Genomic DNA, 26,921 nt, shown 5'->3' with positions numbered 1-26,921 from the left:
AATAATTACTAAAAATCTAAATTAGCTCCAATTGAGAACGTTCTTGGGTTTGGATAAACACTTAAAGGAAATGTACCCAATCCTTCAGGGTCATACCCTCTCCATTTTGTCCAGGTAAAAATATTTTCACCTTGAACAAAGATTCTAGCAGCCTTTAGTATAGATTTTTCATTAAAGAATTTTTTAGGTACATTGTACCCTAGAGTTACATTCTTCATCCTCAAGAAGGATGCATCATATAGAAGCCTATCAGTAATGCTAGACATGGGTGCATTTAACGAAGGAATATCTGTATTAGTGTTAGTAGGAGTCCACGCATTAAGCAAATCAGCAGAAACATTATTTCCAGCACGCATGTATGATGGATTTAACGCCCACGCCAACTGATTGTCTGATCTCCAGAACTTAGCTTGAAATGAGAATAATGCATCTAAGAAAAACCCTTTATATTCACTATTAAAGCCAAAACCTCCCGTGTACTTTGGAAAATAGTTTTTCCCCGTTTTTCTTCTGTCTTTATCTAATGCTTGTTCTGATACATTTCCGTTTGAATCCAAATATAACTCATTTCCATTATTAGGATTCACCCCTAAATAAGGCACTAGATTCCATTCATTGATGCTACCTCCTTCTACTAAAAGTAAAGATCCTGTACTTACTGGAATTGACAGTTTTTTAATAGTATTTTTATTATATGAACCGTTAGCAAATATTGTTAACTTATAATCTGATTTGTTAAAAATATTATATCTCAGCACCGCTTCAAAACCTTCATTTTTTAAAGCTCCATAATTACCTCTATAAGTATATTGACTGGTAATTGCTGATGAAGGAATATTATAATAAAGCATATCGGTATCTTTTCTGTAGACATCAAAATTACCTTCCAGCCTATTCTTAAACAATTTAAAATCCAACCCGAAGTTTGTTTGTTTAACCTCTTCCCATCGAAGTGTAGGGTTTGCTATATTACTAACAAAATAACCTGAAGTGTTGGAATACCCATTTCCAACCACATTCAAATCCCTTGTAATACCAGTTCCTAAAAGCATAGGATTCGTATCATCTCCAGCCGCAATTACGTTAGCATTCCCTTGGGTACCATACGAAGCTCTCAACTTCAACATATCGAATATTGATCCCTGCATAAAGTTTTCTTTATCAATATTCCAACGTCCTCCGACAGACCAAAACGTTCCCCATTTATTACCAGGAGCAAATCTATAACTACCATCCCGTCTTAACGTTCCACTAAAACCATATTTATCTTTATAATCGTAATCTGCCGTTGCAAAATAAGAAAGGGAACCAGCAGTAGCCTTAAATGCCGAAACCGATGGTAGATAAATATTTCTCACAGGATCGAAAGCAATATACCCGACACCTGAACCAATCGCAAATGATCTTGGATCTAAACCATTTTGAGTTTGACTACTGGAATAGAAATGAACCTTGTTATACTCTAAGTATGCTCCTACTCCAATAGTATGATCTCCTAATACTTTATTATAATTAACGCTGGAAACTGTAGTAAAGTTCAGCTCTCTGGAGTTACCAATAGTCTCACTACCTCCGTACTCTGTCCCATTTGTTGCAGCAACCACCAACGAAAGATACCCGTTAGGATTTCTTCCTGCCATTGAATTTCCTATTTTAACATCTACCCCCGTTCTATTATTAAGCGTAAAGTCATCTGTAAGTTTGTAGGATGTAGTTACATTAGTGAAAATAGAAGTTTCATTGAAACGTCCAAATACGGATTGATCACCCCTCAGTACATCTTCAAGAATGTAGGCAAAATTACCCTCCGCTCCGGAATTAGTCCCAATTGCATTAAATAAATCGCGACCATTAGCATATTGCCCAGAAGCAATATAAGGCAAAGCCAGAAAAGATCCTATTAATGGATTTTGAACATAATTTCCATTTATACCCGAATTACTTTCTTGATTCAGCTGTTTTCTAGCAGAATACCCCAAACCAACTATAGCAGTATAATTAAACCTCTTATCAGCTGATCTACCTGTGATATTATTTCTAAATGTAAATCTCTTAAAATTAGTATTCGGAACCAAACCTCCTTGCTCCAAATATCCTAAAGATGAATATACCGATGTATTTTCACCACCAAAAGTTGCAGAAACATTATGTTGCTGGGTAACATCTGCCTTAAAGAAAGTTTTTTCCCAATTTGTATTAATTGGATAGTTTGCAATTTCTTCATCAGTAAGTTTTCCCCCTGTAAGACTTGTTTGATTATTATTTTTTTGAATCCTAAGTAACTGCTGAGCATTCGCCATATTATATTTGTTTTTAGGCATAACACTAACCCCAGTCATAGTACTATAGCTTAATCTCAATTTTGAGTTAAACTTACCTCCTTTAGTTCTAATCAACAATACTCCATTTGCTCCCCTATTTCCATAAATTGAAGTCGCTGCCGCATCTCTCAAAATTGAGATAGATTCTATATCCTCCGAATTTAAATTCCTAAACTGATTAGCCCCAGTAGGAACCCCATCAATAATCACTAATGGCTCTGTATCTGCCGAAAGTGATGAAATCCCTCTAATAACCAGATCAATTTTTGCAGAACCAGGAGAACCCGAATTAGACGCAATAGTAACCCCAGGAGCAGAACCTTGTAATGAGTTTAGAAAACTAACATTTGGCCTGTTCTCTAAAACCTCCGCATTTACAGTAGTATTTGCACTGACATCCTTAGGCTTAGTTAAAGTTCTATTATACCCTAAAACCACAACCTCCTCAATATCTTTTGATTTGATTGTATCATTTTTTTTAACAGTTTGTGCATTATATAGGCCACATATAAAAAATAGCGCGCCAGCACTCACCACCCGTAATTTAACATTCATATTAACATATTTTAATATATACAAGACAAATATGTTAATTAATACTAATATTTACAAATACACCAAACAAATAAAACCAACCAATTTTAACTTTAATTTAAAAATCACATACAAATGAATAATTATTCATTAAAAAAAGGCGAAAATATTAAATAAAAATATAATTATTATAATTATTTAACTTAAATAATGATAATATAAAAAAATGTTAAAAAACCAATTTAGAATCAATATAAATTATATTTTTTAAACAAAAAAACCACTTTTATAAAAAAGTGGTTTTCAAATATTTAGATAATTAATAAATTATTTCAATTTCTTCTTCACTGCAACTTCTTCATATACTTCAAGAATATCGCCGATTTCAATATCGTTATAACCTTTTAAATTCAATCCACATTCGTAACCTTTAGTAACTTCCTTCACATCATCTTTAAAACGCTTTAAACTCTCCAGTTCCCCGTCAAATTTAACGATACCATCTCTTAGAACTCTTACTTTAGCACTTCTTGTAACCTTCCCTGAAAGAACCATACATCCGGCAATTGTTCCCACCTTCGAAATTTTAAATACTTCTCTGATTTCCACATTACCAATTACCTGCTCTTTAATTTCAGGAGAAAGCATACCTTCCATTGCCTCTTTTACCTCATCAATAGCTGCGTAAATTACAGAATAAGTTCTGATTTCAATTTCTTCCTTATCTGCTAATTCTTTAGCATTACCACCGGCCCTAACATTAAATCCAATGATAATAGCATCCGAAGCTGTAGCTAAGTTAACATCAGATTCTGTAATCTGACCAACTCCCTTATGTAAGATATTAACACTGATCTCTTCCGTTGACAACCTTTGTAATTGATCTGATAATGCTTCAACAGAACCATCCACGTCACCTTTCAGGATTATATTCAACTCCTTGAATTCACCTAGAGCAATTCTTCTTCCAAGTTCTTCAAGTGTTGTATGTTTCTTAGTTCTGATAGAAAGTTCTCTTTGAAGCTGCTCTCTCTTATTGGCAATAGTTTTTGCCTCACTCTCATCAGCATAGACTTTAAATTTATCCCCTGCTGTAGGAGCACCATCCAGACCTAAAATAGTAACCGGGATTGATGGCCCTGCCTCTTTAAGGTTTCTACCACGTTCGTCGAGCATTGCTTTCACTTTACCATGGTTTTTCCCCGCAAGTACATAATCACCAACCCTTAAAGTTCCGGTTTGAACAAGCATCGTAGCTACGTATCCTCTTCCTTTATCTAGTGAAGCTTCAATTACAACTCCCTGAGCATTTCTATTCGGATTAGCTTTCAGCTCAAGCATTTCTGCCTGAAGCAACACTTTCTCCAATAAAAGGTCAATATTGTTACCAAACTTCGCAGAAATTTCCTGAGCCTGAACATTACCACCCCATTCTTCAACCAAAATATTCATCCCAGATAATTGCTGACGGATATTATCAGGATTTGCACCCGGCTTATCAACTTTATTCAAAGCGATAATCATTGGTACACCTGCTGCCTGCGCATGAGAGATCGCCTCTTTAGTCTGAGGCATCACATCATCATCGGCTGCAATTACAATAATAGCAATATCGGTAATCTGAGCACCCCTTGCTCTCATAGCCGTAAAGGCTTCGTGACCAGGAGTATCCAGGAAGGTAATCCTCTGCCCGTTTTCTAACTTCACATTATATGCTCCAATGTGCTGTGTAATACCTCCTGATTCACCAGCGATAACATTGGTTTTTCTGATGTAATCAAGTAAGGATGTTTTACCGTGGTCAACGTGTCCCATTACGGTTACAATTGGTGCTCTTGGAGAAAGATCCTCCTCAGCATCCATATCTTCTTCAGATTCTGCTTCTTCAAGATCAGCATCCGAAAACTCAATTTTATATCCAAATTCATCAGCTACCAATAATAAGGTATCAGCTTCAAGTCTCTGGTTCATAGTTACCATAACACCTAGAGAGAAACATGCAGAAATAACTTCTGTTGGAGAAACGTTCATCAAACTGGCAAGTTCCCCTACTGTAATAAATTCAGTAACTTTTAATGTTCTGTCCTGCGCATCAATCTCTTGCTGACGTTCATCCTGCTCTCTACGATAAGTTCTCTTATCTTTTCTATGCTTAGCAGATTTAGATTTACCTCCTTTATTAGTTAACTTCTCAAGGGTTTCTTTAATCTGATTCTTTACTTGCTCATCAGTTAGCTCCACAGGCATTGTTCTTTGACCCGGTCTATTATTCTGACCCCCTTTCTTGAATCCACCACCTTGACCTTGTGGACGGTTTCCTTGATTGTTATTATTGTACGGACGGTTTCCACCAGGACCACCTTGACCTTGCGGGCGATTACCTTGGCCACCCTGACCTTGTGGGCGGTTGCCTTGATTACCTCCTTGCGGACGGTTTCCTTGCCCCCCTTGCTGATTGTTTCCTCCAGCCTGCTGATTGTTCCCTATATTCTGTTGATTAGGTCCTCCAGGTTTTTCAATCCTCTTTCTTTTCTTCTTCGCACCAGAGTTAGGCTTAGGAGCAAATTGCGTTAAATCAATTTTTTCACCAACAATCTTAGGTCCGTCTAATTTTTGATAAACGGTTTCAATCTTCTGAGGCTCCTGAGATTGCTCGTCATCTTTTACAGATTCTTCCTTCACAGCATCAATTGGTTTGGCCTCAGTTTCAACAACTGGTTTTGGAGTTTCTTTCACAACTTCAATTGGTTTTTCTTCAGCTTTTTTCTCCTCCACTTTTGGTTTATCTTTTTTAACTGGTCTGTTTCTTGACTCTATTTGTGACAAGTCAATTTTATCCAGAACTTTAAATTCCTGTTTCTCTGTAGCTGCTTTAGTTTCAGGTTCCGGTTCTGACACTATCTCTTCCTTCTTCTCAACCGGAGGAGTTACAGGAACAACCGGAGCCTCAGAAATCTCTTCAGCCTCAGGTTTCTTAGAATCCAAATCTATTTTACCTAAAATTTTAGTTTCTGGTTTATTAGCTTTAGCTCTTATTACTTCAGGGGTTTTCTTTTCTTCTATTTCCAGTTTTTCTTCCGGAACTTTAATGATCACCACCTCATGGGAAGCTTTACGTTGTTCGCCATCCTTGGCAAACTCAGCCTCCAATGCAGAATATGCCGCTTCTTCTAATTGAGCGTTAGGATTGTTTTCAACCTCGAAATCCTTTGACTGTAAAAACTCTACTAATCTGGACATCGAAATGTTGAATTCCTTAACCGCTTTATTTAATCTTATTTTTGGCATTTATATTATTTACTGTTTTTTTTAATTTCTAAAATTAAAGTATTTCTTTTTTACTTTTTATTAAAATTTATTTAAAATCTTAATCTTCAAATTCTTCTCTCAGAATGCGCTTTACATCTTCGATGGTTTCTTCTTCAAGGTCAACCATATTTAAAAGACTTTCAGTATCCTTATCCAATACTGATTTCGCAGTAGTAAGACCTACTTTCTTAAATTCATCCAAAATCCACTGCTCGATATCGTCATTAAATTCTCTCAAATCAACATCGTCATCCTCGCTAGACTCTCTATAAACATCTATTTCATACCCTGTCAACCAAGAAGCCAGTCTGATATTTTGACCTTGCTTTCCAATTACCTTAGAAATTTCTTCTACAGGTGTATAAACTAACGCATAGCTACTGTTCTCATTGATGTCTATTTTGTTAATTGTAACGTTACCTAACGCTCTCTTAACTAAAATTTCAGGATTTTTAGACCACTGAATAACATCTATATTTTCATTTTTCAACTCTCTTACAACTCCATGAATCCTGGATCCCTTAACACCCACACAAGCACCAACCGGATCAATTCTATCATCATAAGCATCTACGGCAATTTTAGCCTTTTCACCAGGAATTCTTACCACTTTTTTAAGCATAATCGTTCCATCCTGAATCTCAGGAATCTCCAGCTCCAATAATTTCTCAAGGAACTTAGGTGCAGTTCTGGAAATAATAATTTGTGGCTTTGAACCTTTAAAATCAACTGACTCTACGATAGCTCTGATGTTCTCTCCTTTTTTAAAGAAGTCAGAAGGAATCTGGTTTTCTTTTGGTAAAATAAATTCATTACCCTCATCATCTAACAAAATTACATGTTTGTGACGAATATGATGAATTTCTCCAACAACAATCTCTCCAATTCTGTCTCTGAACTGCTCATACAACATTGCATTATTATGCTCCTGAAGTTTTGTAGCGAGAATCTGCTTCAAAGTTAATATATTTCTTCTTCCCAGCTGTGCTACAGGAATCTCCATTGTAAAGTCTTCCCCTACTTCAAAAGTCGGATCGATTTTTTTAGCTTCAGAAATTTCAATTTCCAAATCATCGTCTTCCGACATCTCATCCTCTACGATTGTTTTATTTAAAAATATCTGAAAATCCCCCTTATCAGGGTTTACAATCACATCAAAATGATCATCTGAATCAAACCTTTTTCTCAAAAGAGTTTTCAGTGAATCTTCAATAATTGCCATAAGATCAATTTTACTGATCCCTTTTTCGTCTTTAAAATCACCAAAGGATTCAATCAACGCTATATTATCCATTTATTCTTTTTTCTTTTTAAAATTTAATTACTACTAATGCTTTTTTTATCTCAGAGTAAGGAATTTCCTTTTCCTCCTCCACATCTACTTTACCCTTTCCAATATCTTTTGGTTTTCGGTATCGTAAAATAAGTGTGATTTTTTCTTCATCCACTTTTGACAATTCACCTTCTATTTTAGAAGAATCCTCAAGAACAATTTCAATTTCTCTTCCTATATTTTTGTTAAACTGTCTGGGAGTAGATAACGGTTCGCTTAGTCCCGCAGACATCACCTGAAGACTAAAATCATGTTCTTCACGATCCATATTGAACTCTATTGCCCGGCTTGCATCAAGACAATCCTGCAAAGAAACTCCATTATCACCATCTAAAATCACTGTAATATCATCCCCTGCAGAAAACTTCAGATCAATAAGAAATAAATCTTTTCTGGTTTCAAGGAATTCATTTAATAATTCTTCAATTTTCTTTCTAAACTCCATAATTTTATGCTTGATTTACAGTACGAAAAAAGGCTTTCTTCCGAAGCCTTCCCATTTTTTTCCGTAAATCCAATGCAAATATAAGATATTTTTTCTAAAAAAGCAAAATCATCTTATTATCAGATAAATAACCCGGCAATGTATTAACATTAAATTTAAAGAGGGGTTGACAGTATTTTTATTATTTTTGTGATGAATTTTAAAAACAAACATTTTGAATATAACAATTGTAGGAACAGGTTATGTGGGATTAGTTACCGGAACTACCCTTGCAGAACTTGGCAATTCAGTATACTGTGTTGACATTGATGAAAAAAAAGTTGAAGGAATGAAAAACGGCATTGTTCCCATATATGAGCCGAACCTTGAAGAGATGTTCCATAGAAACATTCAGTCTCAAAGGTTATTTTTCACCACCAATTTAAAAGAAGCATTAGATAAAAGCGAAGTCGTATACCTTGCTTTACCTACCCCTCCCGGGGAAGACGGATCTGCTGATCTTTCTTATGTGTTGAGTGTTGCCAATAGTATTGGCGAACTGATGACTGAATATAAGGTCATTGTTAACAAAAGTACAGTTCCCGTGGGAACGGCAGAAAAAGTAAGAGAAGTTATTTCTTCAAAAACAAACATTCCTTTTGATGTTGTTTCCAATCCGGAATTTTTAAGGGAAGGCTTTGCTGTAGAGGACTCTATGAACCCTGCAAGAGTTGTTGTCGGATCAAGTTCAGAGAGAGCTAAAAATATCATGTCCAAGATATATCAGCCTTTTACCAATACAGGAATTCCTATTATATTCATGGATGAAAAATCGTCTGAACTTACCAAATATGCATCAAACTCATTTTTAGCGGTGAAAATTACATTCATGAATGAGATTGCCAATTATTGTGAAAAAGTAGGCGCTGATGTTGACAAAGTAAGACTGGGAATGGGAAGTGATGACAGAATTGGTCACCGCTTTTTGTTTCCCGGAATTGGGTATGGGGGAAGTTGTTTCCCTAAAGATGTGAAGGCATTAATTAAATCTGGGAAGCAGGAAGATTTTAATTTCCAGATTTTAGAAGCTACAGAAAATGTAAATACAACTCAAAAAGTTATTCTGGTTTCTGATATTGAAAAATATTTCGGAGGAGATCTTAATGGAAAAAAGATTGCAATTTGGGGACTAGCTTTTAAGGCAAATACCGATGACATACGTGAAGCTTCCTCTTTGGACAACATTAATCTTTTGTTGAAAAAAGGAGCTAAAATAACCGCGTATGATCTAGTCGCTGAAAACAATGTTCGTCAGATTATTGGAGACCAGATCCAATATGCAAAAACGATGTACGATGCTTTAGAAGGAGCTGACGCATTATTTATTGCTACGGAATGGCCCGAATTCAAAAATCCTAATTTTGATCTGATGGCTGAAAAAATGAACAATAAAGTTATATTTGACGGAAGAAATATGTATCCTTTGGAGGTTCCCAAACAACATGGATTCTATTATAAAAGTATTGGAAGACAAACTATCCCGAATCCATAAGCTCAATAACAAAAACAAAGTACCGTTTATTTTCTGTATAAAAAATTCAATACCCTATATTTATAATAGCAGGTATAGAATTTATATTAATACCTTAGTAACTTTAATCTTAACTGTTTCAAAATATTAAAATGAAAAATATAATTATTACGGGAGGAGCAGGTTTTATTGGCTCCCACGTTGTTAGAGAATTTGTCAAGAATAACCCTAACACCACGATAATCAATCTGGACGCCCTTACTTATGCTGGAAATTTAGAAAATTTAAAAGATATCGAAAACGAACCCAATTACGTTTTTGAAAAAGCAGATATAACAAAACCGGAAGAATTAAGAATAATTTTTGAAAAATATAACCCTGATGCTGTTATACATTTAGCTGCAGAAAGTCATGTAGACAGAAGTATTACTGACCCCATGGCTTTTATTAATACGAATGTAAATGGTACTGCCAATCTTCTTAACTTGTGTAAAGAATTCTGGACGCTTAATCCCGAACATACCCATGGAAGATTTCCAGATGAAATCAGAAAGAATTTATTCTATCATGTTTCCACGGATGAAGTATACGGCAGTTTAGGAGAAACTGGTTTCTTCCTGGAAACAACATCTTACGATCCACAATCTCCTTATTCCGCTTCTAAAGCAGCTTCCGATCATTTAGTAAGAGCTTATGGAAATACCTACGGAATGCCTTTTATCGTATCCAACTGTTCAAACAATTATGGTCCCAATCACTTCCCGGAAAAGTTGATTCCTCTTTGCATTTCCAATATTATTAATGAAAGACCGTTACCTATTTATGGCGATGGTAAATATACCCGCGACTGGTTATTTGTTATTGATCATGCAAAAGCAATTCATCAGATATTTAATGAAGCCAAGACAGGTGAAACTTATAATATCGGAGGATTTAATGAATGGCAAAATATTGATCTGGTAAAAGAATTAATCAAGCAAATGGATGCAAAACTTGGAAAACCATCTGGTTACTCTGAAAAATTAATCACTTTTGTAAAAGACAGACCAGGCCATGATAAGCGTTATGCTATTGATGCATCAAAGCTGAATAAAAACCTGGGATGGAAACCATCAGTGACATTTGAGCAGGGATTATCAAAAACAATTGACTGGTATCTTGAAAACAAAGAGTGGTTAGAAAACGTAACCTCGGGAGATTATCAAAAATACTACGAAAAACAATACAACTAAACCATCAAAAAACAATCATTTCACCAAATGCAATGTTCCAATAGGACATAATTGAAAAAATAAAAAAAAACAAATACATGAAAGGAATAATTTTAGCCGGTGGTTCCGGTACTAGACTTTACCCTCTTACCATTGCAGTAAGTAAACAGCTAATGCCTGTTTATGACAAACCAATGATATACTATCCTTTATCTACATTATTATTAGCGGGAATAAGGGATATACTAATTATAACAACCCCTCATGACCAGGAAGGTTTCGTTAAACTACTAGGAGACGGATCTCAGATAGGTTGCAATATTCAATATGTGGTGCAGCCAAGCCCGGATGGTCTTGCTCAGGCTTTTATTCTTGGAGATTCTTTCATTGGGAACGATCCGGCAGCACTAGTATTGGGAGATAATATTTTTTATGGATCTGAAATGGGAACCCTTTTAAAAAACAAAACAAATCCTGATGGCGGAGTTGTCTTTGCCTATCACGTTTCCGATCCCGAAAGATATGGAGTTGTAGAGTTTGACGATGATTTTAAAGCTGTTTCTATAGAAGAAAAACCTACACATCCAAAATCCAATTATGCAGTTCCCGGTTTATATTTTTATGACAATGAAGTTGTTGAAATTGCAAAAAACATACAGCCTTCTGTACGAGGTGAGCTTGAAATTACAGATGTAAACAATGTTTATCTTAAAAAAGGAAAGCTGGAAGTTGGTGTTTTGGACAGAGGGACAGCGTGGCTTGACACCGGAACTTTTGATTCTCTTCATGATGCTTCAGAGTTTGTAAGTGTTATTGAAAAGAGACAAGGATTTAAAATCGGATGTATTGAAGAAATTGCATTTAGAAATAAATTTATTAACGAGGAAAAGTTATTACAGACAGCTTTAAAGTACGGAAAAAGCGGATATGGCAAATACCTTACGCAACTCGTAAACAAATAATCTTAAATCAGGAATTTATAAAGCTGTTATCTTCAATGATTACAGCTTTTGTTTATAATAATAAATATCAATATATTAGTTATTATTTTTAGTTTTTACATGAATAACAATTCATAATATATAGAACTATGAGAAAATTAATTATTATAAATTTGCATAAACTTAACACAAATGAATGAACCACAACAAAAGTGGACAGAAACCATTGAGGCCAACCATACTTTATTTGACTTAAGGCTCAAAGAAGTATGGAGATATAAAGATCTTATTTATATGTTTGTGAAAAGGGATTTTATATCCAGTTTCAAACAAACGATTCTGGGACCTATATGGTTTTTTATTAATCCGATTTTCACCACAATTACGTATCTGATTGTTTTTGGGAAACTTGCTAATTTACCTACAGACGGTGCACCACCATTGCTATTTTATCTAGCTGGGGTTACTCTTTGGAACTATTTTTCAGGGGCACTACTTGGTACTTCAAATACATTTGCAGGAAATGCGGCTATCTTCGGAAAGGTGTATTTCCCGAGACTTGTCACCCCTATTTCAATTGTAATTTCAAATTTAATGCGTCTTGGTGTTCAATTCTTTTTGTTCATCATTGTTTGGGGATACTATCTCGCTAAAGGAGATATTCATTTTAATATATGGATCTTGGCTACTCCGTTTTTGGTCGTTCTTATGGCTCTTTTCGCATTAGGTGTTGGTATGATCTTTTCTTCTCTTACAACAAAATACAAAGACCTTAACATGCTATTGGGCTTTGGTGTAAGCTTATACATGTATGCAACTCCGGTTATCTATCCTGTATCATCGCTACCCGGATATTTTAAAAAGTTAGCCTATTACAACCCATTAACAGGTATTTTTGAATGTTTTAAGTATGGATGGTTAGGTGTTGGAGATTTTTCACCATTGATGCTTGGAATAAGTACTATAATCATCCTTATTCTTTTGGGGATAGGAGTTGTTGTTTTCAATAAGGTTGAAAAAACATTTATGGATACTGTATAATTATTAAACTAAAAAAATATGCTCGCTTTAAAAGCAGAAAATATATCAAAACAATATCGTTTAGGACAAGTTGGAACAGGCACACTTTCTCATGACCTTAATAGATTCTGGTACAGGTTAAGAGGTAAGGAAGATCCTTATTTGAAAATTGGAGAAGCTAATGACAGAACTTCAAAAGGAGATTCCGAATATGTTTGGTCACTTAGAGATATTAATTTCGAAACAAAGCAAGGGGATGCTTTAGGAATTATTGGCAGAAATGGTGCAGGAAAATCAACACTATTAAAACTTTTAAGTAAAGTTACCAAACCCACAACGGGAAAAATCTACACCCAAGGAAGAATAGCTTCTTTGCTTGAGGTTGGAACTGGCTTCCATCCGGAAATGACAGGCAGGGAAAATGTATTTTTAAATGGGGCAATTTTGGGTATGACCCGAAAGGAAATCACAAGAAAGTTTGATGAGATCGTTGATTTTTCTGGCGTAGAAAGGTATATAGATACTCCGGTAAAAAGATATTCATCAGGTATGTATGTACGTCTGGCATTTGCTGTGGCTGCCCATTTAGAATCGGAAATTCTTATTGTAGATGAAGTTTTGGCTGTTGGAGATGCAGAATTTCAAAAAAAATGCCTGGGGAAAATGGGTGATGTCACCAAAGGAGAAGGAAGAACTGTACTTTTTGTAAGTCATAATATTACTGCTATTAAAGAGCTTTGTAACACTGCATTATTATTAGATAAAGGATTATTAATAAATCAAGGGGATATTAATAAATGTATTATAGAATATCAAAAAAATAATGAAGCCAAATTTTTCTATAATTATCTGGATGATCCTATAAAGCTTGAAAATGAGAAGATTTTAATTAAATCCTTCAAAACCGAACCAATTAATGGAGATATGATTAATATAAAGTCGGGTATCCTTGTGACTGTTTCTTTTATGTCAAAGATGGCGAATGTCGATATTGATCTTTCCTTTCTTCTTAAAAATAGCCACGATCTTACAGTAATGAGTACTGGACTGATGTTAAGTACTAACAGAGAATCTCAAAAAGGAGATTATACTGTTACATTTGAAATACCTCCTTATACCCTTAATGAGGATTCCTATTATTTTGATTTTTTCTGGGGTGTTAATAGATCAGACATTGCATTCAGAACACAAATTTTTGGTTTTGAAGTAAATGGAATGCAAAATCAATTCGGGGAAATAATTAAATCTCCAGGAGTTTTATTTCCAAAAATCACACATAATGTAAATTATGAGAAAATGTAAAAATAATGGATATCTGGATAATATATTATTAAAGTCCATTACATCCTTTGTTATATAAAATTTATACATTTACTTGAAATAATTTATTACTAACTAATTATATTCATTCGATGGATATCCCACATATCATAAATTTCTCTAAAATTGGTTCCCAGGATTTGGGATATATTACTGTTGCAGAAACACAAAAAGACACTCCTTTTGAAATAAAGAGAGTTTACTGGACCTATTATACTCCTCAGGATGTTATAAGAGGAGGTCATGCACATAAAGAACTTCAACAAGTGATATTTGCAACCTCTGGTATTATAGAATTTAACACGCTTGATCTTCAGGGAAATAGAGAAACTTTTATTTTAGATTCACCTTCGAAAGGCCTCTATATTCCTAAACTAATTTGGAGAGATATCAAGTTTAGCCACAATGCTGTACTCCTGTGTTTAGCATCAGAACTGTATGATGAGAAAGATTATTTCAGAGATTTTGAGGAATTTAAAAATTATAAAAAATGATTCACTCTCTGGCTGATGTACAATCTCAAAATATAGGTGAAGGAACCTACATATGGCAATTCTGCGTCATTCTTAAAGACGCAGAAATTGGAAGTAACTGTAATATCAATTGTCAGGTATTTATAGAAAATAAGGTAATTATAGGGAATAATGTAACAATAAAGCCCGGTGTTCAGATCTGGGATGGAATTACAATAGAAGATGATGTTTTTATTGGCCCTAATGCAACTTTCACGAATGACCTGTTTCCAAAATCCAAAAATAAGCACTTTAAACTGGAACAGACATTGATAAAAAAAGGAGCATCTATTGGTGCAAACGCAACCATACTGGCAGGTGTGACAATTGGAGAAAATTCGCTTATCGGAGCAGGGAGTGTTGTTACCAAAAACATTCCTGCCAATGAAATCTGGGTTGGAAATCCAGCAAAATTTTTAAAGAAAAATACTCATGATTAAATTTCTTGATTTACAGAAAATAAATCTTACCCATCAACAAGAAATTGAAGATGCCATCTTAAGTACTTTCCGTTCTGGATGGTATTTGTTGGGTGATAGAATAAAAACATTTGAAACAGAGCTTGCTCAATATTGCGATGTTCCTCATGCCATTGGCGTGGCAAATGGGTTAGATGCATTAAGGTTAATTTTCAGAGCTTATATTGAGCTTGGTATTATGACTGAAGGAGATGAGATTCTTGTTCCCGCCAATACCTATATTGCTTCTATCCTTGCCATCACAGATAATAAATTAGTTCCGGTTTTAGTAGAACCAGATCTTAATACTTACAACATTGACACTTCTAAAATAGAAGAAAAAATTACTTCACGGACCAGAGCAATTCTACTTGTTCATTTATATGGGAGTATTGTATTTTCAGAGAAAATACAACAAATTTCAGAAAAATATAATCTAAAAATAATTGAAGATAATGCTCAAACAATTGGAGCATTGTGGAAAAACAAAAAATCAGGAAGTTTAGGAGATGCTGCAGGATTCAGCTTTTATCCAGGGAAAAATCTTGGAGCTATAGGAGATGCCGGCGCTGTCACTTGTAAAGACAATGAATTGGCGACTTGTGTGAGAACTTTGGCAAATTACGGTTCTCAAAAAAAATACGTTAACCAATATCGTGGTTACAATTCGCGTTTAGACGAAATTCAGGCTGCTGTGTTATCTGTAAAATTAAAATATTTAGACGCAGAAAATTACGAACGAAAAAAAATTGCAGATAGATACCTTAAGGAAATTATAAATCCAAAGATTATTCTCCCTCAACATAAATTAGAAGAAAACAGCCATGTATATCACCTTTTTGTAATCAGAACAGAAGATAGGGATAAGCTGCAAAAGTATCTTGAAGAAAATGGAATCCAAACCCTCATACATTATCCCATTCCACCTCATCATCAGGAAGCATACTCAGAATGGAAGGAACTTAGTCTGCCTGTTACCGAAAAGATTCATAATGAGGTTTTAAGTTTACCAATTTCCCCAGTAATGACAGATGAGGAAATTTTAAAAGTTATACAAACCTTAAATGCATTCTAATGGTTCTCAATATAATATTTTCTTACAATCGTGCGATTCAGTTAGATTACTTATTACAATCTACTTTAAAACATTTTAAAACAGATTCAAAAATCGTTGTTTTATATCATACGAGTGGACCTCATAAGGAAGGATATGAGCTTCTTAAGAAAAAATATGCAGAACAGCGTGTAAATTTTATTGAAAGAAAGAGTGTTATTTTCGATTTATCTTATTTCAAATCACTTAATTCAAAAAAAGATTGGGAATTCTTCAAGAAAAAAAATTTATTTAATAAAAACGGAGATAATTTCAAAGGATTACTTCAAAAAATCATTCGCAACAGCAATTGTGAATTCCTAATGTTCAATACAGATGATGGAGTTTTTTATGATGATATTACAATTCCGAAAGAAGTGTTTGACATCATAAGAGCCAATCCTGAAAATGCTTCTTACAGATTGTACGTTGGTGAAAATTTGGATGGACAACCATCATATCTTGAGAAAAAGAACAACTACTATCAATGGGATTATTATACCGATACGGTTATTCATCACTGGTCTTATCCTTTTTCTGTTGATGGAACAATCTATAATTCCAAAGGACTTCTTAAGCATCTCGAAAAAATGGTTTATCATAATCCGGTAACCCTTGAAGAAAATGGATTTCAGTATATTAAACAACGTAAACTTTTCCGCATTGGTTTAAGTCCATTAACATCCAAGTTAGTAGCAACTAAATTGAACAGGGTGTCGGTAGACTCACTTAATCCGACAATTCACATAAAACCGGATTTCCTCAACGAAAAATTTATTGCTGGCTACACGTTAGAGCTAGTGATTCCAAAGAAAATCGACAATGCTAATATAGTCCCATCTGAAATCTATCTGGTAAAGAAAGATCAAAGAGAACTTATTTATTCCTTAGATGCTCACGGAGAAAAGGTACAGAGTTTGTTAGGAATTGAAGGGGCAAAGGAACAATTAGAATAATTATTTTGGAAAAAAAAGGGTTAGTAAGTATTATAGTTAGTAGCTATAATCATGAAAAGTATATTAACGAATGTCTGGATAGTATTAAATCACAGACCTATCCATACATAGAATTGATTCTTGCAGACGATTTTTCACCGGATGATTCGGTTTCTGTATATGAAAATTGGCTTAAAAAAAATAACTATTCAGCCAAAACCAATTTTCAGAAAAAAAATACTGGCCTTTCAACTATGCTGAACAATTGTATGAATCTTGTAGAAGGAGAATACATAAAAATAATTGCAGCCGATGACTTTCTCCATCCTGAAGCGATAGAAAAATGTGTAGCAGAACTGGAAAGACTAGGTAATGGGTTCGGAATGGTATTCACAGACACATATGGAGTAGATGAAAATTCAAACAGCATTCCGGATATCGCAGATTATAACTCGCTGGGAAATGTTGATAAAGACCTTTTTAGGAAACAATTAATTAAGAGCAACAGAATTGCTGCCCTAACAGTTCTCATGCGAAAAAAAGCCCTTGTAGATACAGGAGAATATAAATCAGACTTTTTAGTGGAGGATTATTTTAGATGGCTAAAGATAAGCGCTCTTTATTACATAGCTTATATTCCTCAAAAACTAGCTTATTACAGAATTCATGATAATAATCTTTCTTCTGCTAAAAAAGAAAGAATAGAGATGGAAACCTTGATTCTTCAGATGATGTTTGATAAAAATGGTGATATAAAAGATAAAATAAACGGAATAACACAGAAACATTATATATCGGGTGAAAAATTACCTTTGCGATATCTCAAAGCCTACAAAAATTATCCTTTTAAAGTAAAACGATTATATACTGCCATGCATTATAAGCTACCGGTTCCATTATTTAAACTTTTAAATAAAATCATTTAAAAAAAATGAATCCAGAAATTTCCATAATCGTTCCATGCTACAATCAGGCTCAATTTCTTGATGAATGCTTAGAAACAGTTCTCGATCAAAATTATGAGAACTGGGAATGTATTATTGTAAATGACGGTTCTCCGGATAACACAGAAGAGATAGCAAAAAAATGGATTGAGAAAGACCCTCGTTTTCAGTATATTTATAAAGAAAACGGAGGATTATCTTCAGCCAGGAATGCGGGTATAGAAATCTCAAAAGGAACATGGATATTACCATTGGATGCCGATGATAAAATAAGCAGCCGGTACCTTGATTTAGCTGCAAAAGAATTTAATAAAGGATATACAATTATCTATTGTGAAGCAGAAAAATTTGGTTCAGAAAATGGAAGTTGGGAACTACCGGCCTATAGCAGAAAGATGCTTGCCGTAAAAAACATGATTTTTTGTTCTGCTTTCTTTAAAAGAGAGGACTGGATGAAGGCAGGAGGCTATGATACTAACCTTATTTACGGATGGGAGGACTGGGATTTTTGGATTTCTCTTTTGAAGGAAAAAGGTAATGTTTTCAAAATTAAAGAAGTAGGGTTTTATTATAGAATTAAAGAAATATCTATGATAAAAGAAATGTCGGCAAATGGTAATTCAAAGAAATTGTATACTCACAATATAATCTATAGAAAACATATAGAGTTTTTCACGAAGGAGCTTGGAAGTTTTGAAAATTTATTCGAAGCTAATGAAAAGTTAACCTCCGAAAACAAACACCTAAAAGCTATTTTAAACAGTAAAAGGTATGTTTTAGTAAGTAAAGTTTTTAAATTTTTCAAATTATGAAGGTATCAGTAGCACTGTGTACATACAATGGTGAAAAATATTTATCCACTCAGCTAGATAGCATTTTACATCAGACTTTGATTCCTGATGAGCTGATCATCTGCGATGACGGCTCTACTGACCGAACAATTGAAATTTTAAGCACTTATGAGAAAAAGTATCCTGAGATTATCAAAGTATTTACAAACGAAACCAATTTAGGATTTATAAGAAATTTTGAAAAAGCGATCTATTTATGCAATAATGAAATCATAATTATTAGTGATCAAGACGATGTATGGGAAAAGAACAAGATAGAGGAGACGATTCTTTTCTTCCAGAAAAACCCTGATTCCGATGGAGTATTTCATGATTTAAAACTAATCGATGAAAATAATGTTCAGCCATCATATCTTAATTGGAAAAATATAACACACGAAAGTATTATTAATGACATTCGGGAGCATAAGCTTTTTGTTTCATTAGTAAGTAAAGGTAGTTTTATTCTGGGTTGTGCACTTGCCATAAGGAAAAATGCACTTGAAAAATACAATATCAAAGATTTTCCAATGGCTCATGATTATTTTATTGTACAAATACTGAGTATTAAAAATAAATTGGGATTCATTCCAAAAGCCCTTTCTTCCTACAGACTTCATCCTGGTCAGGTATATGGGCTCAGATATAATTCTGAGAAATCTGAAACTCCCTCCAGTCTTTCGGTACACCAAAAGTATTTTAAAAATTATGTATGGCCATATTTAAAATCTATCGAAAGGCTTCAGGAAATAAATCCTAAAGAGGATCCTCAAAAAACAGAAATATACTCTGCCTTTATTAAAAATAGGAATTCTTATTTGAAAACAATGAACTTTCTTGACAGGAAGATATATATAGCGAAATGTATTCGTCATAAATATTTAGACTTGAAATTGTCAGACCTGTTTACAATCTAACTCATTATGGATATCAGTATTTGCATCACTACATATAAACATGAAAAGTATATCAAAGAATGTCTGGAAAGTATTTTTTCCCAGGAATTTTCCGGTTCCTATGAAATTATTGTATGCAATGACAATTCTCCCGACAACACAGAAGATATTATTAATCAACTCATTACCACACATCCCAAAGGTAACAGAATCAAATATTTTAAAAACATACCCAATTTAGGTTATGTTAAAAATACTTTATTTTCTTTTTCAAAAGCTTCAGGAAAATATATTGCTATTCTAGATGGAGATGATCTGTGGATTGACCATTCAAAAATTCAAAAGCAATTTGATTTTTTGGAATCTCATCCCGATTTTTCAGCTGTAGGAGCAGATTCCAAGGTTGTTTATGAAGATACTCCAACCCCAAGCCATAGCTTTACTGATCATCCGGGAGATGAATTGTTAAAAGATGATTTAACCGATCTGAAAATATGTCAGACATCCACCTTTTTTTTTAGAAAATCGATATTAAAGGATGACTTTCCAACGGATATTATTTCCGCAGACAGATGTTTATATTTATTGGCAGGTTGCTATGGCAAAGTAAAAATATTTCCGGAACAAATGAGTACCTACAGACAATTTGGAGCCAGTATTTCAAAAAATGTAACTTCAGAAGTCATGAAAAAAGATTTTGCTATTATTCCCTTTATAAAAAAATATAACTCAGATTATAGCCAATTAAAACTTAAGAGCTATTTTTATTATACCCTTATGTCTTATTCAAATATGATAAGCAAAATCGATTTTTTTAAGGCGAGCATTGGTTATTTTTTTTATAATGTTTTGTCTAAATTTTCCTTTACTCCGACCAAATTATACCATACCATTAAATGGAGCAGAAGAACAATTAAACAAAAATATCAGATAAAAAAACAAAACAATAGTTTTGTATAGATTAATAAACACAAAATATGATTATAGGAAACGGGCTTATTGCTAATTCATTAAAAAATATTGATACTGAAGATGTTCTTTATTTTGCTTCTGGTGTTTCAAATTCCCTTGAAACTAAAGAAACCGAATTTAAAAGAGAATTTGATCTTTTAAGCAACGCCCTTGTAAATAATAAAGAAAAGAAATTGGTATATTTTTCCACTCTAAGTGTACATGATCAATCAAAGCAGAAAAGCAATTATGTATTACATAAGCTTGAAATGGAAAATTACATTAAGAATAAATCTAATAATTATCTTATCTTAAGAATTGGAAACATTGTAGGAAAAGGAGGTAATCCCAATACTCTTTTCAACTTTCTCAAAACAAAAATTAAAGATAACAGTAGATTTACAGTTCACCGTAATGCCAGAAGATTGTTATTAGATATTGATGATATTTCAGGCTTTCTTGATACTACATGCAGATCTGTAAAAAACGAAACAATCAATTTTGCATTTCCTTATTATTATAACTTAAGAGAGATTGTCAATGCTATTCAGGATCAGATACAACAGGAAGCTTACTATGATGAGGTCGAAGAAGGAGATTTTTATAAAGTAACTTTTGACCAAAATACGGATGCTTTTTTTTCAGGAGTAAAACCTGATGTCTATTTAAACAATTTAGCTCAAAAGTATATTTAAAAATAAAAAATAGTGATACCTAAGATTTATTTTATTATTGTTACCTACAATGCCATGAAATGGGCAGAAAGATGCTTTACAAGTCTAAGAGAATCTTCTGTACCTGTACAGTGCATTGTTATTGATAATGGATCTACTGATGGCACACAGGAATATATAAAAGAAAAATTTCCTGAAATACAGTTTATTCAGTCCCCAGAAAACTTAGGATTTGGAAAAGCTAATAACATCGGAATTGAGAAAGCATATAAGGATGGTGCAGATTTCTTTTATTTAATGAATCAGGATGCATGGTTATATCCGGATAGTATAAAGAACCTCCTGCAAGTCTACAATACCCACCCCGATCAAAACGACATTGGAATTATAAGCCCAATGCAAGTAGACGGATCAGAAAAATACCTGGATATTTTTTTAGATAAATATATAGCTCAGAACTGTGATAAGACGAGATTAATCTCTGATCTTTATTTTCAAACAATAAAACCTTTCTACGAAATCAATTTTATTAACGCAGCACATTGGCTTCTACCGAAGCAAACGATAGAAACAGTTGGCGGATTTAATCCTTATTTTTTCCACTATGGCGAAGATAATGAATATGTAAATCGGGTTCATTTTCATAAAAAAAAGATTATCCTCGTGCCCTCTAGTAAGGCAGTGCATGATGGAGTACAGTTACTGAATAAGATTGATTACAATAAGTATAAAGATCTGCGTATTGAAACAAATATTATAAATCCAAACTTACCTAACGCTCTACAACTGGAGAAAAAATCACTGAAACAGAGTATTTTCAAAAACCTTTTACTAGGGAACAGAACCGAATATAAAAAATTATCTCACCGATATAAAAAAATATCCCAAGAGGAAAAAACACTTATTGATATTCGAAATAAGGTAAAACAGGAAGGTCCTTCTTTTCTCAATCTTTCGTAAATTAGTCCCAAGAGATGGAATTTTTTTAACAAAATGGTGATGAAAAAACAAAACAAATGTGTGGAATAGCAGGAATTATCAGCAGTAATGCCAGAAATTATACAGAAGAAATCCAAAAAATGACTGATGCAATTGCACATCGTGGCCCGGATTCTTCCCATTATGAATTTTATGATCATATTGCTTTGGGACATCGCAGATTATCAATCATCGATTTATCTGAAAATGGAATTCAACCCATGTACTCCAACACAAAAAACGAGTGCATCGTTCTGAATGGTGAAATTTACGGTTATCTTGACATCAAAAAAAGGTATGCCGAATATCCATATCATGGAAGTTCTGATACGGAGGTGATTTTAGCCATGTATCAAAGGAAGCAGGAAAACCTCATTCATGATCTTCCCGGGATGTTTGCATTTGCTATTTGGGATGAACAAAAGCAACAGTTGTTTTGTGCCCGTGATCGTTTTGGAGAAAAACCTTTCTTTTATGCTATTGGAAATAACAATGAATTTATTTTTGCCTCAGAAATCAAAGCAATACTTGCTTCCGGACTTATACAACCTAAGGTAAATCCTGATGCATTAGGACACTATCTCCAGAATGGATATGTAAACACATATCAAAGTATATATGCTAATATCTTTGCACTTCCTCCAGCCCATCAACTCATCTGGAAGGATGGAAAAATTGAAGTTTCACGCTATTATAATTTACCTGCGAAAGACAGAGTTATAAGCTTATCTGATGCTAAAGAAGAATTTTTATACCTTTTAAAAAATGCGGTTAAAAAACAGCTCATAGCAGATGTGGAAGTGGGAAGCTTTCTAAGTGGAGGACTCGACTCTTCCTCTATTGTTGCATTAGTTAATGAATTTTTACCTAAACAAACTACTATTAGTTTTGGCTATGATCATAAAGATAGCGAGCTGAAATATGCAAAAGAGATTGCTGAAAAGTACAACACCAACCACATTGAAGTTCATGAAAAAAAACAGGATATAGCAGCTTCACTTTTAAAAGTTTCACCCTTTCTGGATGAGCCCTTTGCTGATATTTCTTATCTCCCACATTATGAAATCTGTAAGAACGCAAGAAAGAATCTCACCGTGGTTCTATCAGGAGATGTTGGCGATGAATTATTCGGGGGATACCATTTTTATAAAGTTGAAGATCAATTAAGAAATCATTTTAGCTATAAAAACATCATCGCAAAATTTGGATTAAAGCTTTATCAGAATTTTAGAAAGACTTCTTTTGTTACCCAAAAGAATCTGCAATATTCTTCTGTTTTGGATTTTCATCAGAATTCTGTGAGAAATGCATTTAATAAAAATGAACAAAAGCTTTTGGGAATCTCAACAGATTATCATCAGTCTTATAGTTTTATTCCTGACCCTGATTCTCTGAATGATATTATGAGGGTAGATCTTGAAAATTATGTACCTGGCAATATGATGATGAAATCCGATAGGATGGCAATGGCTAATTCGCTGGAAGTTAGAACCCCTTTTCTCGATATGGATTTTGCTGAATTTTGCATCCAACTTCCGGAACAATTGAAATTGAACGGTAATGACGATAAAATCATACTCCGTGAAGCTATGGGGTCGTATTGGACTGAGACTATAAGAAAACGGCATAAGCAAGGATTTGGAATGAGCATTAAGGCATGGTTTGAAGAAGAGTCACTCATTAACCTTTCTGACGACCTGCTCAAAGATCCTAATCAGAAAATCTTTGACTATATTGATTTTGGTAATGCTCAAAAATTTCTGAATAACGATCATAAACATTGGAATTTATTACAGCTTGCTTTATGGGCTTATAACAATAAATCTGTATTATGATGCTTGAAATCTCAGTAATTATTCCTGTATATAATGCAGCTGAGTTTTTAGAAAAATCAGTTCAGTCAGCATTACAATTTGAAGAAGTAAAAGAAGTTATTTTAGTCGAAGACAAATCAATTGACAATTCACTGCAAATCTGTAAAAGATTAGCTAGTGAAAACAACAAAATCATACTTCTTCAACATCCTGATAAAGAAAATCATGGTGCTGCAGCCTCGAGAAATCTCGGGATGCAAAAATCCACAGGAGACTTTATCTCATTTTTAGATGCAGACGATTATTACTTACCCAATCGTTTCGATGCAGAAAAAGAAATATTTAAAGATCCTAAAATAGAAGGAATCTTTGGTGCTATTGGCATAGAATACCTGACCGAAAAAGGGAGACAGGAATTTCAGTCTAAGTTTAATGATACCTTTCTTACCACAGTAAATTATCCCGCAGAAGGCATGGAGGTTTTTAAAGGACTTCTGGGGTTAACACCTAAAACCTTCGGTACTTTTTTTCACTTAAATGCACTCACTATAAGAAGACATTCTATCAACACACATAACCTCGGCTTCAACGAAATCCTCAGGGTTCACCAAGATTCGGATTTTATAATTAAACTGACTTATCATTGTTACTTAAAGTCCGGGATTATAGATAAACCTGTCGCCATTCGAGGCATACATGATGACAACAGAATCACTAAAATTATTAAATATTCTCCTCAATACAATCAAAGGCAACTTCTTTTCTGGAAATCATTATATGATTGGGCTGAGCAACAAAATATTTCCTCTGGATCCAAAGAAAAAATTTATTTAAAGTATAAATCCTTTGATTTATCACAAAAAACCGGACTCATAAAATATTATAATATCTTTATTGAAGCAATTAAAAACCCCAATATATTAAAAACACAATATCGATTTAACTATCAAAAATAGATGAAATGAAAATCTCAGTAATTATTCCTGTATATAACGCTGAAAAGTATGTTTCTCAGGCAGTGGAGTCAGCAATAGTGCATGATGAAGTATTCGAGGTGATTTTAGTAGAAGATGCATCACCGGATTCTTCTTTAGAAGTTTGTAAGGAATTAATCTCAAAGCATGATAAAGTTAAATTATACCAACATCCGGATAAAAAAAACCATGGAGCCGGCCCCAGTAGAAATCTTGGGATAGAAAAATCTACTGGAGACTTTATCGCCTTTTTAGATGCTGATGATTATTATCTCCCCAATCGTTTTGAAGCGGAAAAAAAGCTTTTTATAAATCCTGAAGTAGAAGGAGTTTATGGTGCAATCGGTGTTCATTATTATTCGGAAAAAGCAAAAGAACAGTATTATAAGCTTTTTAAAGACTCACTTACCACCGTATATAAAAAACATAGCCCAAAAGATGTTTTTCCCGGATTAATTCATAAACTTGGAAGTTTTGGACTCTTCAGTTTGGATGGGCTGACTATCAGAAAAGCTTCGATGATAAGAAAACTAAATCCATTATTTAAACCGATGAAGCTTCACGAAGACACGGAATTCTTATTTCGTTTGTCTTATTATCTTGAACTATATCCTGGAATTATTGAACAGGCAATAGCAATGAGAGGAGTACACGAAAGTAACAGAATTACTAAAGTAGATTCCAATAAAACCAAGCCTGCGATTTCAAGAACTATCCTCTGGAATGAAACTTATAAGTGGGCAAAAGATGAAGCAACCATATCTGATGATATTAAAATTCATATCAAGAGAATGCAGCGCAGTTTTGAAATTGCTAATGCCCCTAAACTAAAAAAATGGGGTATGATAATCAAATATTTAGTGACAGATTATGAAAGTATAAAGTCTGGATTATATAATATTAACTTCAGATATTCATTAATTTCGTAATCTTGTATAATATTATATCGTTTGCCTGTTTAAATTAATTGATCATAATGAAAATATCTGTCATTATACCTGTTTACAATGCAGAGAATTACATCTCTCAAGCTGTGCAATCAGCTCTTCAGTTTGAAGAAGTATTTGAAGTAATTCTTGTGGAAGATAAATCTCCGGATAATGCATTGGTCGTTTGTCAAAGACTGGTGGAAGAGCATGACAGAGTAAAATTATATCAGCACCCTGATAAACAAAATCATGGTGCCGGAGCATCTAGAAACCTGGGGATCCAAAATGCCACAGGTGATTTTATCGCTTTTTTAGATGCAGACGATTATTACTTACCCAATCGTTTTGATGCAGAAAAAGAGCTTTTTCAAAATCCTGATGTTGAGGGGGTATATGGGGCAATTGGAGTACACTATTATTCGGAAAAAGCTAAGGAACAATACTATAAAATTTTTGAAGACCGCCTGACCACTGTTTATAAAAAACATAATCCTCAAGATGTATTTCCCGGCCTTCTTAATATGAAAGGAAGTTTTGGCCTTTTTAGTCTGGATGGATTAACAATAAGGAAAAGTGCTTTATCTAAAGTAGGACAATTCTTCAAAACTCAATTAAGACTTCACCAGGATACTGAATTCATCTTCAGACTATCGTTCTATCTCCGCCTTTATTCTGGGCTATTGAATACTGCAGTTGCAGTAAGAGGAGTTCATGAAAATAACAGAATTACACAGGTAGACGTTGGTAAAATAAAACCTTCATCCACCAGAATTATGCTCTGGAGAGAAGTCAATAATTGGGCACAGCATGAAAATTTGATTTCAAATGATATAAAGAAACATATTGAAAGGACTCTCCGAAGTTACCAGATTGCAGAAGCTTCTCTTCCCAGAAAATGGGGGATGATCACAAAATATTTGTTCACAGATTTTCGAAGCATTAAATCTGGATTGTATAATATTAACTTTAGAAAGTATTTACTTTAGTAT

23 protein-coding genes are annotated in these 26,921 nt (G+C 33.8%); 19 read left to right on the top strand and 4 right to left on the bottom strand.

Annotation, left to right across the window (positions count from 1 at the left end):
* Positions 1 to 8 precede the first annotated feature (8 nt).
* The 4 genes from PFY10_15115 to rimP all read right to left on the bottom strand — a co-directional run bounded on the left by PFY10_15115 (position 9) and on the right by rimP (position 7,942).
* Positions 9 to 2,876, bottom strand: a complete 2,868-nt coding sequence (locus PFY10_15115; protein ID WBV55558.1) for a SusC/RagA family TonB-linked outer membrane protein — start codon at positions 2,874 to 2,876, stop codon at positions 9 to 11.
* Between the two features lie 306 nt (positions 2,877 to 3,182).
* A complete protein-coding gene (infB, locus tag PFY10_15110; protein WBV55557.1) occupies positions 3,183 to 6,143 on the bottom strand; it encodes a translation initiation factor IF-2 in 2,961 nt (986 codons plus the stop codon).
* Between the two features lie 79 nt (positions 6,144 to 6,222).
* A complete protein-coding gene (gene nusA, locus PFY10_15105; GenBank protein ID WBV55556.1) occupies positions 6,223 to 7,458 on the bottom strand; it encodes a transcription termination factor NusA in 1,236 nt (411 codons plus the stop codon).
* 16 nt (positions 7,459 to 7,474) lie between these two features.
* A complete protein-coding gene (gene rimP, locus PFY10_15100) occupies positions 7,475 to 7,942 on the bottom strand; it encodes a ribosome assembly cofactor RimP (GenBank protein ID WBV55555.1) in 468 nt (155 codons plus the stop codon).
* 214 nt (positions 7,943 to 8,156) lie between these two features.
* Between rimP and PFY10_15095 the strand changes: the two genes are divergently transcribed.
* The 19 genes from PFY10_15095 to PFY10_15005 all read left to right on the top strand — a co-directional run bounded on the left by PFY10_15095 (position 8,157) and on the right by PFY10_15005 (position 26,918).
* Complete coding sequence (locus tag PFY10_15095; protein ID WBV55554.1) at positions 8,157 to 9,473, top strand: UDP-glucose/GDP-mannose dehydrogenase family protein; 1,317 nt, start codon at positions 8,157 to 8,159, stop codon at positions 9,471 to 9,473.
* Positions 9,474 to 9,604: 131 nt separating this feature from the next.
* Positions 9,605 to 10,684 carry a dTDP-glucose 4,6-dehydratase gene (rfbB, locus tag PFY10_15090; GenBank protein WBV55553.1) on the top strand — a complete coding sequence of 360 codons (1,080 nt, stop codon included), beginning with the start codon at positions 9,605 to 9,607 and terminating at the stop codon, positions 10,682 to 10,684.
* Positions 10,685 to 10,761: 77 nt separating this feature from the next.
* Positions 10,762 to 11,625: a glucose-1-phosphate thymidylyltransferase RfbA gene (gene rfbA / locus PFY10_15085; protein WBV55552.1), complete on the top strand. Its 864-nt coding sequence runs from the start codon at positions 10,762 to 10,764 to the stop codon at positions 11,623 to 11,625.
* A gap of 171 nt (positions 11,626 to 11,796) precedes the next feature.
* Complete coding sequence (locus tag PFY10_15080) at positions 11,797 to 12,645, top strand: ABC transporter permease (protein ID WBV55551.1); 849 nt, start codon at positions 11,797 to 11,799, stop codon at positions 12,643 to 12,645.
* 18 nt (positions 12,646 to 12,663) lie between these two features.
* Positions 12,664 to 13,926 (top strand): ABC transporter ATP-binding protein, encoded by a 1,263-nt coding sequence (locus PFY10_15075; GenBank protein ID WBV55550.1) that lies wholly within the window; start codon positions 12,664 to 12,666, stop codon positions 13,924 to 13,926.
* A gap of 110 nt (positions 13,927 to 14,036) precedes the next feature.
* Complete coding sequence (locus PFY10_15070; GenBank protein ID WBV55549.1) at positions 14,037 to 14,438, top strand: FdtA/QdtA family cupin domain-containing protein; 402 nt, start codon at positions 14,037 to 14,039, stop codon at positions 14,436 to 14,438.
* Positions 14,435 to 14,896 carry an acyltransferase gene (locus tag PFY10_15065; GenBank protein ID WBV55548.1) on the top strand — a complete coding sequence of 154 codons (462 nt, stop codon included), beginning with the start codon at positions 14,435 to 14,437 and terminating at the stop codon, positions 14,894 to 14,896. Before PFY10_15070 ends, PFY10_15065 begins: the two co-directional genes overlap by 4 nt.
* Positions 14,889 to 15,989: a DegT/DnrJ/EryC1/StrS family aminotransferase gene (locus PFY10_15060; protein ID WBV55547.1), complete on the top strand. Its 1,101-nt coding sequence runs from the start codon at positions 14,889 to 14,891 to the stop codon at positions 15,987 to 15,989. The genes PFY10_15065 and PFY10_15060 overlap by 8 nt, the downstream gene beginning before the upstream one ends.
* Positions 15,989 to 16,963: a hypothetical protein gene (locus tag PFY10_15055; protein ID WBV55546.1), complete on the top strand. Its 975-nt coding sequence runs from the start codon at positions 15,989 to 15,991 to the stop codon at positions 16,961 to 16,963. Before PFY10_15060 ends, PFY10_15055 begins: the two co-directional genes overlap by 1 nt.
* 5 nt (positions 16,964 to 16,968) lie before the next feature.
* Entirely contained in the window at positions 16,969 to 17,868 is a 900-nt protein-coding gene (locus PFY10_15050) for a glycosyltransferase (protein ID WBV55545.1), read from the top strand.
* A gap of 5 nt (positions 17,869 to 17,873) precedes the next feature.
* A complete protein-coding gene (locus PFY10_15045; GenBank protein WBV55544.1) occupies positions 17,874 to 18,698 on the top strand; it encodes a glycosyltransferase family A protein in 825 nt (274 codons plus the stop codon).
* Positions 18,695 to 19,633: a glycosyltransferase gene (locus PFY10_15040; GenBank protein ID WBV55543.1), complete on the top strand. Its 939-nt coding sequence runs from the start codon at positions 18,695 to 18,697 to the stop codon at positions 19,631 to 19,633. Before PFY10_15045 ends, PFY10_15040 begins: the two co-directional genes overlap by 4 nt.
* Positions 19,634 to 19,639: 6 nt before the next feature.
* Complete coding sequence (locus PFY10_15035) at positions 19,640 to 20,572, top strand: glycosyltransferase (GenBank protein ID WBV55542.1); 933 nt, start codon at positions 19,640 to 19,642, stop codon at positions 20,570 to 20,572.
* 17 nt (positions 20,573 to 20,589) lie between these two features.
* Positions 20,590 to 21,258 (top strand): hypothetical protein, encoded by a 669-nt coding sequence (locus PFY10_15030; protein ID WBV55541.1) that lies wholly within the window; start codon positions 20,590 to 20,592, stop codon positions 21,256 to 21,258.
* A 12-nt stretch (positions 21,259 to 21,270) separates the two neighbouring features.
* Complete coding sequence (locus tag PFY10_15025; protein WBV55540.1) at positions 21,271 to 22,197, top strand: glycosyltransferase family 2 protein; 927 nt, start codon at positions 21,271 to 21,273, stop codon at positions 22,195 to 22,197.
* A 56-nt stretch (positions 22,198 to 22,253) separates the two neighbouring features.
* Positions 22,254 to 24,050 carry an asparagine synthase (glutamine-hydrolyzing) gene (asnB, locus tag PFY10_15020; GenBank protein ID WBV55539.1) on the top strand — a complete coding sequence of 599 codons (1,797 nt, stop codon included), beginning with the start codon at positions 22,254 to 22,256 and terminating at the stop codon, positions 24,048 to 24,050.
* A complete protein-coding gene (locus tag PFY10_15015; GenBank protein WBV55538.1) occupies positions 24,047 to 24,985 on the top strand; it encodes a glycosyltransferase family 2 protein in 939 nt (312 codons plus the stop codon). Before asnB ends, PFY10_15015 begins: the two co-directional genes overlap by 4 nt.
* A 5-nt stretch (positions 24,986 to 24,990) precedes the next feature.
* Positions 24,991 to 25,932: a glycosyltransferase family 2 protein gene (locus PFY10_15010; GenBank protein ID WBV55537.1), complete on the top strand. Its 942-nt coding sequence runs from the start codon at positions 24,991 to 24,993 to the stop codon at positions 25,930 to 25,932.
* A gap of 47 nt (positions 25,933 to 25,979) precedes the next feature.
* Complete coding sequence (locus PFY10_15005; protein ID WBV55536.1) at positions 25,980 to 26,918, top strand: glycosyltransferase; 939 nt, start codon at positions 25,980 to 25,982, stop codon at positions 26,916 to 26,918.
* Positions 26,919 to 26,921: the final 3 nt, after the last annotated feature.

This window comes from Chryseobacterium daecheongense (assembly GCA_027920525.1).
GTDB lineage: Bacteria > Bacteroidota > Bacteroidia > Flavobacteriales > Weeksellaceae > Chryseobacterium > Chryseobacterium proteolyticum.
The sequence above is the reverse complement of the archived record's forward strand: the minus strand, read 5'-3'. Positions and strand labels throughout refer to the sequence as shown.

Coding starts and splice junctions, on each gene's coding strand:
- PFY10_15115 (WBV55558.1), bottom strand. CDS start 2,876: ATGAATGTTAAATTACGGGTGGTGAGTGCTGGCGCGCTATTTTTTATA.
- infB (WBV55557.1), bottom strand. CDS start 6,143: ATGCCAAAAATAAGATTAAATAAAGCGGTTAAGGAATTCAACATTTCG.
- nusA (WBV55556.1), bottom strand. CDS start 7,458: ATGGATAATATAGCGTTGATTGAATCCTTTGGTGATTTTAAAGACGAA.
- rimP (WBV55555.1), bottom strand. CDS start 7,942: ATGGAGTTTAGAAAGAAAATTGAAGAATTATTAAATGAATTCCTTGAA.
- rfbB (WBV55553.1), top strand. CDS start 9,605: ATGAAAAATATAATTATTACGGGAGGAGCAGGTTTTATTGGCTCCCAC.
- rfbA (WBV55552.1), top strand. CDS start 10,762: ATGAAAGGAATAATTTTAGCCGGTGGTTCCGGTACTAGACTTTACCCT.
- PFY10_15080 (WBV55551.1), top strand. CDS start 11,797: ATGAATGAACCACAACAAAAGTGGACAGAAACCATTGAGGCCAACCAT.
- PFY10_15075 (WBV55550.1), top strand. CDS start 12,664: ATGCTCGCTTTAAAAGCAGAAAATATATCAAAACAATATCGTTTAGGA.
- PFY10_15070 (WBV55549.1), top strand. CDS start 14,037: ATGGATATCCCACATATCATAAATTTCTCTAAAATTGGTTCCCAGGAT.
- PFY10_15065 (WBV55548.1), top strand. CDS start 14,435: ATGATTCACTCTCTGGCTGATGTACAATCTCAAAATATAGGTGAAGGA.
- PFY10_15060 (WBV55547.1), top strand. CDS start 14,889: ATGATTAAATTTCTTGATTTACAGAAAATAAATCTTACCCATCAACAA.
- PFY10_15055 (WBV55546.1), top strand. CDS start 15,989: ATGGTTCTCAATATAATATTTTCTTACAATCGTGCGATTCAGTTAGAT.
- PFY10_15045 (WBV55544.1), top strand. CDS start 17,874: ATGAATCCAGAAATTTCCATAATCGTTCCATGCTACAATCAGGCTCAA.
- PFY10_15040 (WBV55543.1), top strand. CDS start 18,695: ATGAAGGTATCAGTAGCACTGTGTACATACAATGGTGAAAAATATTTA.
- PFY10_15035 (WBV55542.1), top strand. CDS start 19,640: ATGGATATCAGTATTTGCATCACTACATATAAACATGAAAAGTATATC.
- PFY10_15030 (WBV55541.1), top strand. CDS start 20,590: ATGATTATAGGAAACGGGCTTATTGCTAATTCATTAAAAAATATTGAT.
- asnB (WBV55539.1), top strand. CDS start 22,254: ATGTGTGGAATAGCAGGAATTATCAGCAGTAATGCCAGAAATTATACA.
- PFY10_15015 (WBV55538.1), top strand. CDS start 24,047: ATGATGCTTGAAATCTCAGTAATTATTCCTGTATATAATGCAGCTGAG.
- PFY10_15010 (WBV55537.1), top strand. CDS start 24,991: ATGAAAATCTCAGTAATTATTCCTGTATATAACGCTGAAAAGTATGTT.
- PFY10_15005 (WBV55536.1), top strand. CDS start 25,980: ATGAAAATATCTGTCATTATACCTGTTTACAATGCAGAGAATTACATC.